The 13,736-nt window shown below is 53.5% G+C and carries 7 protein-coding genes; 5 read left to right on the forward strand and 2 right to left on the reverse strand.

Features of this window, described 5'->3' with window-relative positions; translation table 11 throughout:
- The first annotated feature begins 138 nt into the window (after positions 1 to 138).
- Entirely contained in the window at positions 139 to 1,020 is an 882-nt protein-coding gene (locus AC23NW_RS17560; RefSeq protein WP_487450925.1) for a bifunctional 5,10-methylenetetrahydrofolate dehydrogenase/5,10-methenyltetrahydrofolate cyclohydrolase, read from the forward strand.
- Between the two features lie 69 nt (positions 1,021 to 1,089).
- A complete protein-coding gene (locus tag AC23NW_RS17565) occupies positions 1,090 to 2,892 on the forward strand; it encodes a family 10 glycosylhydrolase (RefSeq protein ID WP_487450926.1) in 1,803 nt (600 codons plus the stop codon).
- On the opposite strand, the gene AC23NW_RS17570 is transcribed toward AC23NW_RS17565, so the two are convergent.
- Together AC23NW_RS17570 and AC23NW_RS17575 are read right to left on the reverse strand one after the other, a co-directional pair.
- Positions 2,889 to 5,855, reverse strand: a complete 2,967-nt coding sequence (locus AC23NW_RS17570; RefSeq protein ID WP_487450928.1) for a TolB family protein — start codon at positions 5,853 to 5,855, stop codon at positions 2,889 to 2,891. The two genes, AC23NW_RS17565 and AC23NW_RS17570, sit on opposite strands and share 4 nt — an antisense overlap.
- Positions 5,856 to 5,915: 60 nt before the next feature.
- The gene (locus AC23NW_RS17575) at positions 5,916 to 7,346 is read right to left on the reverse strand and encodes an aldehyde dehydrogenase family protein (RefSeq protein ID WP_487450929.1); all 1,431 of its coding nucleotides are present in this window, start codon (positions 7,344 to 7,346) and stop codon (positions 5,916 to 5,918) included.
- A 319-nt stretch (positions 7,347 to 7,665) separates the two neighbouring features.
- Between AC23NW_RS17575 and AC23NW_RS17580 the strand changes: the two genes are divergently transcribed.
- From AC23NW_RS17580 to AC23NW_RS17590, 3 genes are all read left to right on the forward strand, one after another.
- Complete coding sequence (locus tag AC23NW_RS17580) at positions 7,666 to 10,911, forward strand: GEVED domain-containing protein (protein ID WP_487450930.1); 3,246 nt, start codon at positions 7,666 to 7,668, stop codon at positions 10,909 to 10,911.
- 206 nt (positions 10,912 to 11,117) lie between these two features.
- Positions 11,118 to 12,761, forward strand: coding sequence for a hypothetical protein (locus AC23NW_RS17585; RefSeq protein WP_487450931.1), 1,644 nt, complete (start codon positions 11,118 to 11,120; stop codon positions 12,759 to 12,761).
- A gap of 113 nt (positions 12,762 to 12,874) precedes the next feature.
- Positions 12,875 to 13,654: a UDP-2,3-diacylglucosamine diphosphatase gene (locus tag AC23NW_RS17590; protein ID WP_293834066.1), complete on the forward strand. Its 780-nt coding sequence runs from the start codon at positions 12,875 to 12,877 to the stop codon at positions 13,652 to 13,654.
- The last annotated feature ends 82 nt before the right edge of the window (positions 13,655 to 13,736 follow it).

Here is a 13,736-nt window from a genome sequence, read left to right on the forward strand (position 1 = left end):
GCCGGCCGGGATTTTCAGTTTATATAAGGATGGTTTTACGGTTTGCGGCAACAACGCTTTTGGCCTAATTGCAGAATCCGTCGTACTTTCGTGCTTATTTTGATACGTAACGGTTCCGATCGGTTATTCAGAGATAGTATGCAGTTATTAGACGGAAAGTTTCTTTCAGCACAGATCAAGCAGGAAATTGCGGCAGAGGTCGCAGAAATCCGGGAAGCCGGCGGGAAAATCCCGCATTTAGTGGCAATTCTGGTCGGTACACTGGGTCGGAGTGAGACCTATGTGGCCAGCAAAATGAAGAGTTGCGAAGAGGTTGGCATGACGTCAACCCTGATTCGTTTTGATGATTCCGTAACGGAAGACGAGCTTCTGGATGCTGTGCGGAAAGTAAACGACGATCCGGATATGGACGGTCTGATTGTTCAGCTGCCGTTGCCGGACCATATATCGGCTGATAAGGTAATGGAAACCATTGCGCCTGCCAAGGATGTAGACGGCTTCCATCCGATCAATATCGGCCGGATGGCCAAAGGGCTGCCAGCCTACATCTCGGCGACGCCGCAGGGTATTCTGGAAATGCTGAAGCGGTACAATATCGAAACGGCCGGCAAGCATTGTGTGGTGGTAGGCCGCAGCCAGATCGTTGGCTTACCGATGAGCATTCTGATGCAGCGCAACACGTATCCCGGCAACAGTACCGTAACAATTACCCATAGCCGGACAAAGAACCTGGCCGAAATCTGCCGCTCTGCCGATATTCTGGTGGCCGCGCTGGGTCGTCCGGAATTCGTGACTGCCGACATGGTGAAAGAAGGTGCAGTTGTCATTGACGTGGGTCTGGAGCGCGTGCCGGATGCGACTAAGAAAAGCGGCTTTGCCCTGAAAGGTGACGTAAAGTTCGACGAAGTAGCGCCGAAGGCAAGTTTTATTACGCCGGTGCCGGGCGGTGTTGGTCTGATGACAATCTGCTCGCTGATGCAGAACACCCTGAAATCGGCAAAACGAGAGATTTATCCTTAATTTCCGGTATAAACAGATTCTGAAAAGCTGTGGGAACACAGCTTTTTTACATTATACTCCGCATACTTTATGAAGCACATAACGTTTATTACTCTTCTCTTCCTGATTGGTTTTCATACCTATGCCCAGCCCAAGCGGGAGTTCCGGGGCGCATGGATTGCGACGGTCGGCAACATTGACTGGCCCACGCGTAAAGGGTTATCGGCCGACCAGCAGCAACAACAGTTTATCAATATTCTCAATCAACATCAGCAGGCGGGTATCAACGCCGTTGTGGTACAGATCCGCAGTGTGTGTGATGCTACCTATCCAAGTACGCTGGAGCCGTGGGCTGAAGTACTGTCCGGAAAGCAGGGACAGGCCCCGCAGCCGTATTACGACCCGCTTCAGTTTATGATCACCGAATGCCGGAAACGTGGTATGGAGTTTCACGCGTGGATGAACCCGTATCGTGCCGTTTCCAACATTACGACCGCCCAGCTGGACCCCGGCCATGTTGTCAGAACACACCCCGACTGGCTGCTGGCCCAGGGCAATCTGCGTATTCTGAATCCCGGGCTGCCGGATGTCCGGAATTACGTGACAAAAGTGGTGATGGATGTGGTGCGTCGGTATGACGTCGACGGCATTCACTTCGACGATTATTTTTACCCGTACCCCCAGACCGGACTGAGCTTTTCCGACGACTCAACCTATGCCATTCACAACCGCGGTATTGTCAAACGCGACGACTGGCGGCGGGATAATATTGATCTGCTGGTAAAACAGGTTTCGGACAGCATTAAAGCCGTTAAGCCCTACGTGAAGTTCGGGATTTCGCCGTTCGGGATCTGGCAAAACCGGTCCGCGGCGCAGCCGCTCGGGTCAGCAACCAGCGGATTGCAGGGGTATAACGAGATTTATGCCGATTCGCGGAAGTGGATTCAGCAGGGCTGGCTCGACTACATTGCGCCACAGGTCTACTGGCACATAGGCTTTGCCGCTGCCGATTATTCCGTGCTGGTGCCGTGGTGGGACAACGTCATGAAAGCCTCGCCGGGCCGGCACCTGTACATCGGGCAGGCTGCTTACCGCGTGAATAACGATAGTAACGTCAATTGGCTGACACCCACTCAGATTCCGAACCAGATTCAGTTTAACCGGCAGATGGCCAATGTACAGGGCAATATTCTGTATAATACTACCTCCGTAATAAGCAATCCGCTCGGGTTGCGGGACTCCCTGCGGAACCGGTTGTTTGCCCGGCCGGCGCTCCAGCCCGCCATGACCTGGAAAGATGCCGTGGCACCACCTGCCCCGACACTGACCGTAACCAGCGACCGGACAACCGCCACCCTGACCTGGACAAGACCACGGCCCAGCACCGGCCCCATGGACGTTGTCCGGCAGTTTGCGGTGTATCGCTTCCCGAAAGATGCACCGGTTGACTTATCGCAGGCTGCTTACCTGCTTGCGGTTTCACCGACTGACACAACCAGCTATACCGATGTGACTCTGCAACCCGGATTGCAGTATACCTACGTGGTAACGGCGCTCGACCGGCTCCATAACGAAAGTGCGCCGTCGAATCCGGTTTCCACAATGCTTATTCTGGGCGAAGAAGCCGCTTCAACGGCCGGGGCGCTGGTAAATGCGCCGAATCCGTTCAGTGAAGAAACCATGATCGCATACACCTTGCTGCGGGCGGGTAATGTCCGGCTGACAGTACAAGACCTGACGGGCCGTGAGCTGGCAGAGATCGTAAATGAACGGCAGGCTGCCGGTCCGCATCAGGTGATGTATCGGGCCTGGAACCTGCCGTCGGGCATGTATTTGCTGACATTAACGGTGAACAATGACCGGTTAAGCCGCCGGATGATTGTGCAGCCTTAGAAACCGATGTCCAGCACCAGTGGTTCGTAGGTCATGAGGCCGGTGTTGACATTATAGATCGTCCGCACCCCCACGCTGAACGGCTGCCGGAACCGGAGGACATTAAAGGTAAACGACAGATCGGCACCCACTGACTGAAACTGCTCCTGAAATGCCTGGCGCTGGCCCGACGAGGTCGGGTACATACTTTTTCCGCTGCCGGCATCCACAAAGCCGGCAGCTATAACCCGCTGGATATACAGCCAGCGACCGATTGTCCAGTGCGGGCTGGCCAGTGGCAGGCGGTATTCCGCGCTGCCAACCAGCAACTGGTCATGACTGGTGTAGGCGTGACCACGCGGGAAAAATACCGTACCGGCGAAGCGGTACGTATTTGCCTCCAACTGATTCTGCCGCTGGAAACCACCCCGCAGCCGGATAGAATGGTGTTTGCCGATGCCGGGTAAAAATAAATTGCCCTGTACCCCGAACTGCTGCCCCGATAGGGAACCGCCGAACGGCGTGTGCCGCAGCACACCGGCGAGTGTAATGCCCCAGCGTGGCGCCACATCGCGTTTGCTTTGTTTCAGCAGCAGCGAGTAGCTGAGGCCGTAGGTCATGGCGGATACACTGCCTGCATTCCCGACTTCCGAGTAATAACGCCCCGGCAGGTTATACCCCTTTACCGACATCAGGTTATAATAGGCTGATAGGTTCAGGTTTTGCCGGAACTTTGACTGGGTCAGCACAAAGGGCAGCCGGACACCGGCCGATAGCTGGTTGTATTGCCATGTATCCGAACGCAGGCTATCCAGCGGCGTCCGGCGGTCGATGTAGATCGACGTTGTCCGGCTGCCGCTCTGGAAGGTCAGGTCGAAGACCGGAAACAGGCCCTGATAGCTTAGTGCACCGAACACAGTACCGGTTTTCTCCGACTGATTAAAGCTATAGCCAACAGATGCCTGGGTGGTCGCCAGTAAGTCCTGCGATTCGAGGGAGGCGGTGAAATTCTGGCCATCCGACGCGGCGGCCGGACCGAACCCCAGCAGGTTGAGCGCATGGGGTAACCGGCGGTACCGGCTAACGGCGAACGTATCTTTCGGGAAAGGGCGGCTAAAGGCCGAAAGCGTTGCCTGGGCCCCCGGCTCCTTGTTGAGCGAAGGCCCGAAGTAGCGGATACTCTGGTCTTTTACCTGAGTAGTGGGTACCCATTCGGCCGGATTCAGTGCCATCTCGGCAATCCGGAAGCCGGTGCCTTTGCGGCGGTCGGCGGTAAAATCCTGGAAGACCATCCGTTTCTGATCGGGTGAAACGGCGGCCTGGTACGCACCGAAAGGCCGTGAGGTCACCTGAAACGTCTGACCGTTGCGGGTATCAACGGCGTAAATATTGTCGATGCCCGATTGCGGGGAATTGTAGAGCACATAATCGCCCCAGGGCTGCGGGTGGCTGATGTTTTCCTGCGTCAGCGGCAACACATCAATCTTCGTCCCCGACGCATAGTTTATGGCCTGTATGGTTTTGCCCGCCGGTGCCGACGTATTACCGTGTTTCTGGGTAATGACAATAATCGTCTGGTTATCGGCTTTCCAGCGCGGGTGCAGGTAAATGTCGTTGGCCGCATTCTCAATTATGTTTACAATGCCACCGGCTTCGGCTTCGATGACAACCAGTTTATTGAGCCCCTCCGGTGTATTTTCGACGGCGACAATTTTAGAGCCATCCGGTGAGAGCGACACGGCGGTGTAGCGGCTCTTTTCGGAGAAGCGCTGTCCGTATGGCCCGAACAGTTTACCGGTTTTCAGGTCGAGCACCCGGATTTCCGACCAGACTTTCATGTTCCAGCGGGGCTGATACCGGTACTCCAGCCAGCAGGCCTTATTCCCGCCCGCCGAAAAATATTCGGAATCGTTGAACAGACCGGGCACAAAGAGCTTTTGTTCTTTACCCGAGGGCGAAAGCGCAACCAGTTGTGTAATATCACCCAACCCGCTTTTGACGGAGATGACGGAACTGTCTGACAGGTACTGCGGGTATTGGTAATTGGTAAAAACCACTTTACCATCCAGTCCTTTTTCGGGTTGCGATGCAAACGGGCGGGCGGGGGTCAAACGGAGGTTTTCCTGTTGTTTGCGCAGGGTTTCGTCCAGGTCGGCCATGGTCCGCCGGTACAGCTCTTCCACGCGGTATTTTGTGACAGATTTGAGGCTGTTGGAAAAGGAAAACGGATAAAGCGGGAAGGCATAGTACCGGTTCAGTACCGAGCTCCACGCATTGATGCCGTAATTGTTTTTGAGGTTCGTGCTCAGGAAATACCCAAGCACATAGTGGTCCGGGACATTGTCGCGATAAGAACCGGCAACCGCTTTAGCGTAGTTAAAATGCTGGCCTGACAACCGGTTGGCCCGCATGCCGAGATCAAAATTCGGAATCCGGCCGCGGCCGCTCCGGGTCAGCAAGGTTTCGGTGCCAACCGCGTCGCCTTCGGCAAACCAGTCCGGTACGCCCAGCATGAGGCCTGCCTGAGCATAGTTTCCGAAAAGCGTATGGACGAGACCCGTAAAGCCTTGCAGCGCTTTTTCATATTGAACCACGTGGCGGTATTCGTGCACAGCCAGCAGGTCGAGCCATTGGTTGGTGCCCGTCAGCGATGGCGCCTGCGGTGTTGCCGTAAAAAACTCTGATTTACGCGGCAGCAGGGTTACGTAGCCATTGTTGATGGTCGTCTGATTTTGCAGTAGTACGGAAATCGGCCGTGGCTTTCGTTCCAGCGAGGCGCTGACCGGTTCATACACCTGCTCCAGGCGGTGGGCTGTTTCCTGCGCCCGCTGTTCGAAGCCTTCCGGATACAGGACCCGGAAATGTGGTGTTTTCAGCCGGTACCAGTGCAAACCGGCGGGTGTCTGTTGCAGTACAGGAAACGTCTGGGCCAGTGCACTCAGGGTGGTGAGCAGGCAGCCCGCCAGGGTTAGTCGTGTTCTCATAGTCATCGGCTACGAAATAACGAAATATCCCTAATTCACCAAACGGCAGACCTGCCCTTATCAGCCTTTCTTCACCAGGAATGAAATAAGCTTCTGTACAAAACCGGTATACGGCGGAAAAACAAAGGACGAGGTGCCGTACTCGCGGCGGACAACACCGCGGAGGTTCGAGAATTCCTGAAAACCATAAATGCCGTTCGACTTCCCGATGCCGCTGTTGTTTACCCCGCCGAATGGGAGCGAGGTCTGCGCAATCTGGCTCATGAGGTCGTTGATGACCGTGTCGCCGGCGGTAGTCCGTGCCATAATGTAGTCGATGTTGCGCTGGCTGCGGCTCTGGATGTAAAGCGCCAGCGGTTTTTCGCGCGAGCGGATACGGAGCAGAGCCTCATCGAGTGTTGTGTAGGCAAGTACCGGCAACACCGGCCCGAAAATCTCTTCGTGCATGATGGCCATGTCGTCGGTCAGGTTGTCGAGTACGGTAGGTTCCAGAAACCGGTCGGCAGCATCGGTTTTGCCGCCGATCCGGATGCGGGCGCCCTGCGTTACCGCATCGCTGATCAGGCCGGTAACCCGCTGAAAATGCCGTTGATTCACGATCCGGTTATAGCTGGCCGATTCCTGAACCGGCTTGCCGTCCGGTGAGTACATGGCCTTTATGGCATCCTGATAAGCGGTCAGAAAGGCTTCTTTTTTTGACTCATGGATCAGCACGTAATCCGGTGCAATGCAGGTCTGCCCGTTATTGAAGCATTTTGCCCAGGCAACCTGCTGAGCCGCTGTTTTTGGGTTGACAGTATCATCAATCAAAACCGGTGATTTACCGCCCAGTTCGAGAGTAACCGACGCCAGATGACGTGCTGCCGCCGCCATCACTACTTTACCAATAGCCGGACTTCCGGTAAAAAAAATATGGTTGAAGGGCAAATCAAGCAAGGCCCTGGAAACCTCAGCGCCGCCGTCGAATAAGGCCACTTCCTCAAGTGGGAACAGCTCACGGATCATCCGCTGGATCAGAGCCGTAGTATGAGGCGTCATTTCAGACGGTTTCAGAATCGCCACGTTACCGGCGGCAATGGCCGAAACCAGTGGTTTCAGCACAAGCCCGAAGGGATAGTTCCACGGGGCAATAATCAGGACGTTGCCTTTGGGTTCGTGGTGCACATGGCTGCGGGTACCGATCAGCGGCAGGGGAGTTGCCACCCGTTGCGGGCGCATCCACTGCCGGAGGTGTTTCCGGACGTATTTGATTTCGTGCATCAGAATCCCGAGATCACCCAGCAGTACTTCCGCCGGAGGTTTCCGGAAATCATCGTACAAGGCTTTAAAAATTGCCTCCTCCTGATTGAGCACCCAGTTTTCAATCCGGTTCAGCCGTTCAATGCGTTCAGTAGCCGTCGTTAAGGCCATTTGCGGAGCATACTGACGCTGTTTATCAAAAACAAGCCGGATTTCCTGACTCAGATCAAACTCAAGAGGAAGTGTCTTCATGGCATAAGTATATTCTGTGGTATAAAAATACAAAAAAGTGCCGGCATTCTAAAAATATACTATTAGTAACGAATGTTTATTTATGCTTTAATGAACAGCATATAGACTAACAAATCTGGTTTTCATTTGTTAGCGTATGTATTAAATAGCTATTAAAAAGGATTTTTAAGATATTTTCTTGAATTCTGCGTTACATATTGACTTTGAGTGGTATTATCTTCTATATAAAGAAGGTTTCATGTTGGCATAGTGTTTGTGTTAGCAACAGGAAGTATTTCTGGTAGAGGTACATTCCTATACAGCCCCAGCGTACCACGGTATGAAGTATGCAAAAACTATATGGTTCATTTTACTCGTTATTGCCGGTAAATGTAGTTTTAATGCGGCCTACGCGCAAGTCGCTTGTGGTACATCAGCTCCTTCCCGTTTGCAGGAGAGCGAGTACCAGCAGTGGATTCTGCGTCTTAAACAAGCCAAAACCAACAAAGCGGCATCATCTTTGCAGTATATCCCGATCCGGTTTCACGTACTCAGGCGTGACGACGGAACAGGTGGTCCGGATATTACTACTATTAATCAAGGACTTGTGCTGCTCAATCAGCTGTATAAGCAGGCTGGTATTTCCTTTTATATGTGCGGTTCGGCCCCGAACTATATCAACAGCTCACTCTGGTTCGACATGGATACCAGCGAAGAGGATGATCTCGTCGCGGCAAACTACGTAGGCAATGCTATTAACGTTTACCTGCTGAACAGTATTACCAACGGGGGAGCGGCCGTGGGGGGATACGCTTATTTCCCCGACCCCAGCGCCATAACAAACCGCGTATTCTCACTTGGCTCGCGGATTACCAACAACTACACACTGGCGCACGAACTCGGGCACTATTTCAACCTCTACCATACGTTTGAAAATAATAACAATACGTTTGACCCGTCCCGTAAGGAGTTAGTAATCCGTCCCGGTGATCCGCAAAACGGACGTACATATGCCCCGAACTGTTCAACGGCAGGGGATTATGTATGTGATACACCGGCTGATCCATACGGGTTATCGGGCGCAACAACATCTGGATGTACGTATACCGGTTCGGCCAGAGATGCCAATAATGACTTGTTTGCGCCGGATATGACAAACATCATGTCGTATTATACCCTGTGCGTCAATAAATTTTCGGCGGGGCAGTATACACGGATGGGTGATGGATTGCTGCTTCGTACCGACCCTGGCAACGAGTATACTCTTGACTGCATGACGCCGAATCTGGCGGCTCCGGCAAACCTGGCCGTGACCATGACCGCGCAGGGGGCCTTAATTCAGTTTACATTTACCGGCAATAATGCAGCAGGGTTTATCATCGAACGCGCCACCAGCGCCACCGGCGAGTTTACGCCCCTGGCGGGTTTGCCGCCTACCTCGCTTTCGTACGTAGACGCGACGCTCGCGCCCTACACAACCTATTATTACCGTGTAAAGGCATCCAACGCCTCTACGCAGTATTCGGCGACACAACAGGTTACGTCTACGCTGTTCTACTGTGCGCCAACTTACAGCCAGCCGGTTGCCAATTTCGTGCCGGAAATTTCGGACTTTATCATTCAGGGCACCACCCTGAGTAAAATCAACTCGGGCAATCCGAACCCGTCACGCTATTCTGATTTTAGCCAAACGCAATACAACGCAAATGCCGGACAAACCTACACGTTTATTGCCAGAGCGGTTACGGGCGGGTTTGGCACCTATGTAAACCAGCACGCAACGATCTGGCTCGACAAAAACCGCGACGGTGTACTGGCCTCGTCAGAAATTCTGTTCCAGAGTTCAGCCAGTCAGTTGATGAATCCCAGCCTGACGGGGACCATCACTATCCCGTCGGATATGACGCCCGGTCCGGCCCGGCTCCGGATCAGAAGCCAGTACAGTGCCGACGGGATTGTGACTGATCCATGTAACACACTGCGGTTTGGCGAAGCCGAGGATTATACGCTGAACATTCAGGGAACACCGTCTTGCTTTACGGCCAACTCATCGGTAACGAATATTTCCTGTTTCGGGGCCACAACCGGTCAGGTAACGCTTTCGGCGACGGGGGCTACCGGTACGCTCTCCTACACCCTGAACGGATCGGTCAACAGCACCGGCGTTTTCACAGGACTTGCCGCCGGTCAGTATACCGGGACCATAAAGGATGCAACCACCGGTTGCTCGGTAGTTCGCTCGGTAACCATAACGCAGCCAACGCAGATTGTTGCGTCCTTGTCCGGATCAACGGCTGTTTGTGGCGCACAAACCGTTAATCTGGCCGCCAACGTAACGGGCGGGGTGCCGCCGTACCGGATTACGGTCAACGGGAATCAGACGGTAAACTACGTAAGCGGGACGGCCATCCCGGTAACGCCAGGGCAGACAACAATCTATACACTTTCGTCGGTGCAGGATGCCAATAGCTGTATTGTCAATCCAAACGCGACGGCAACTGTTACGGTCAATACACCGGCGCCGGCCAGTATCAGCCCGTCGGGTCCGCAGCTTTGCGCCGGACAAACACTGATCTTGTCATCAAGCCCGGGAGTGTCGTATGCCTGGAATACCGGCGGCAACAGTCAGGCTATTGTCATCAATGCTACCGGCACTTATTCGGTAACCGTTACCGATGGCAACAGTTGCCGGAGTGTAGCTACAACTACCGTGTCACAGGCACCGGCAGTTGCGGCCAGCATCACGGGTAACACAACGGTCTGCAACGGCACCAATGCCACCCTGACCGCGAATGGAGGCGTATCTTACTTGTGGAGTACAGGAGCGAATACACAAGCCATTAATGTCGGAACTGCCAGTGTGTATTCGGTGACGGCTACGAATGCGGCAGGCTGCCGAGGAACGGCAACTGTTACAGTTAGTCAATGCTCAAATTTGCCAACCTTTTCATTTAAGGCAAAGTTTTTGCTGGAAGGGTTTCTTAATGCGCAAACAGGTTTACTTTCTACCGATTTAGCTACAAATAATATCCTGCCTAAGCAACAACCCTTCAATACTTCCCCGTGGAATTATACAGGTACTGAGCAGGTTAGTACGTATCCGGCCAATGTTTCTGACTGGGTTTTGATTGTGGCACGAACAAATGATGGTACGGTTATTGATAGACGTGCAGGTATGGTACGCAACGATGGCACGTTGATAAACCTTGATGGGTCAGAAGGCATTAGCTTTACCAATCTGCCGGCCACGGTTTATTTTTCCATCCACCATAAAAGTCACCTGGCGGTCATGACCAACAATCCTGTAACCAGCGGTGTGGTGGTTGATTTTACAACGGCTGCTACTATGGCCCGTGGTAATCAGCAGGAGAAGTTGATCGGAACGAAGTATGTCTTTTATGTAGGAGATTACGATGCCAATGGGGTGATTAATAACCTGGATTTCAACCTTTGGAAGGGAAATGGCGCTACTGTTGGCCAGTACCTGGCTGTCGATGCAGATTGTAATGGTGTGGTGAATAACCTGGATTATAATCGCTGGACCATAAACCGGTCAAAGGTTGCGACAAGTGAAGTACAACAATAGACTACTCAACGTCAGTTCTGAGTAGTCTCAACAGAAGAAAAAATATTTCCTGCAAGTGTCGTATGAAGAACAGATACGTAATCAATTTTGTATATCTGCTGCTTGTTTTTGCCGGATTGGGAGGTGCCCAAAACGCATTAGGGCAATCTGCAGACTTAAGAGTATTGGGCCAGCTGGATTGTGCCAGAAACTCTTACACGGCGGTTGTGCAAATTAAAGCAGCATCTGCTACGTCATTTTCAATCGGTACATCGTCAATCTATCTGACGTATAATCCATCTTCATTGTCATTTGCTTCTTACCAGTCGCAAAACTTCTCACCGGCTAATCTGTGCATAAGTAATGCCGCTTCATCATGGGACAACCATATTTTTGACGGATCAACCCCGGGAGTATTTAATTTAACACTGACACTGCTGGTTAATACCTTCAGTTGCCCTGTTGTAACAAACAGTGACTGGATAACGATTGGTACAATTGCCTTTTCTGTAGTTAATCCCACAGCTAATCCAACTATTGCTTTTAGTAACGGGTTGACAAATTTTAACAGTGCGCCTGCCAATGACGGCTCAAATCCGATTGCAAAAAATACCCTCACCGGCATCAACCAACCCAACGGCCTTTACAGCTCAGTCGTCTTAACAGCGGGGGCGTCGGCCTGTAGTCCTGGCACGAACAGCTATGTACTGAGCGGTACGGCAACCGTTTCCAACCCGGGGGCGGCCGGTACACTGACGCTGGTGTCGGGTGCGCTGAGCCAGACCGTGGCAATTGCAAGCGGCAGCACAACGGTGCCGTATTCAATCTCCGGTCTGCCATCCGTAGGAGGAACGCAGACAGTGACTGTTTTCGCCCCGAATTGCGGCTCGGCCACAACAAGCTATGCCGTGCCGGCGGCTTGTACAGTTGCTACACCGTTAATCTGCTCCGTTAGCCTGGCAGCCACGCCGGGTGCCTGTAACCCTGCTACCAATCAATACACGCTATCGGGTGTGCTGAGTTTAACCAACGCCACCCAGGCCCAGTCGATCACGATCACCAACGGCGTGCAGAGCGCCACGGCGGCCCTCGCAGCTAATACCGGTACCTACAGCTTCTCGCTGAACGGCCTGACCTCTGACGGAATCACCCGTACGCTGACGGTACTGTTCTCGGGTACTGCCTGTAGTTCGGTTTCGCAGCAATATACAGCGCCTGCCTCATGTTCGGTTGCCCCGCCTGCGCCCTGTGCGGTCAGTGTGGCCGTAACGCCCGGCGTTTGTAATTCGGCTACCAACCAATACACCCTGAGTGGTGTGCTAAGTTTAACCAACGCCACGCAGGCACAGTCGGTAACGATCACCAACGGCGTGCAAAGCGTTACAGCAGCATTGGCCGCCAATACAAGCTCATTTAGCTTTACCATGAACGGCTTGCCGTCGGACGGGGCTACCCGCACGGTTACGGTGTTGTTCTCGGGCACAGCCTGTGGTACCACATCGCGGCAATATACGGCACCGGCTTCGTGCTCCTGCGCCCCGGCCGTACTGTCAAATGTGATTGTTACACGGGCAACCTGTAGCGGCACTGCGGTTAATAACGATGGTAGTATCCAGATATCGGCAACGAATGCGTCGTCCTATCTGGTAACCGGCCCCGGCATATCCATGACTACGCCGGCACCACTGGTCAACGGACAGGCAACGGTGTCGAACCTGCCAAACCCGTCGGCAACGGCTTCCTATACCGTTACCGTCTATGCAACCAACGCAAACTGTGCAAGCGCCCAGCAAACGGTAAATCTGCCGGTGACGAACTGTAACTGCCCGCCGCCGGTGTGTGTGCCGGTGGTAGCGGAGCGGATCCGGTAATACGAAATTAATCAGTAAGCAGACGGGGCGGATGGGGATACTCATCCGCCCCGTCTGTTTTTTAGGTGCGTCATATTGCTGCAAGCCGTACCTTTGCGCCGAGAACCTGTCCAATGTCCCACGTAGAGACTATTGCGTTGCCTCCGGGCCGTAACGTTTATTTCGCTTCTGATTTTCATTTAGGCACGCCGTCCCACGAGCAAAGCCTCGCCCGCGAACGGGCCGTCATTGCCTGGCTCGACCAGATTAAGGCCGATGCCGCAGCCATCTTTCTGGTCGGCGATGTGTTTGATTTCTGGTTTGAGTATAAGCATGCTATCCCCAAAGGATTTGCCCGCCTGCAGGGTAAACTGGCCGAATTAACGGACGCCGGACTGCCGGTGATCCTGTTCACGGGGAACCACGACATGTGGATGGCTGACTATTTTACGAAAGAACTCAACATTCCGGTTCATCGGGAGCCGCGGAGCTACCGGATTGGTGAGAAGCGTTTGTACGTCGGTCATGGCGACGGGCTGGGCCCTGGCGACTATACCTACAAACAGCTCAAGAAAGTCTTTGAAAACCGCCTCGCGCGCATGCTGTTCCGCTGGGTGCACCCTGACGTCGGCATCGGGCTGGCACATGCCTGGTCGCGGCACAGCCGGTTAACAAACAATGAAAAAGGGGAGGATAAATTCCTCGGCGAGGAGCGGGAGTGGTTGTATCAGTATTGCCTGGAAGTGGAGCGGGTGCAGCACCATGATGCCTATATTTTCGGTCACCGGCACCTGCCGCTTGACCTGGCCGTGCCACCGGCGAGCCGGTACATCAACCTCGGCGAATGGGTATTTGCCAAAACCTACGCCGTTTTCGACGGGCAATCGGTGCAGCTGAAGACGTTTGGAAGCTAGTGGTGGGGCGACGGCGAGGCGTGGCCCCCCAGTAAGAACACCAAATTAGATTTTTGCCGAGAGGGGCGGGTGGTGTGTCAAA

This window comes from Arsenicibacter sp. R0_47 (assembly GCF_057652235.1).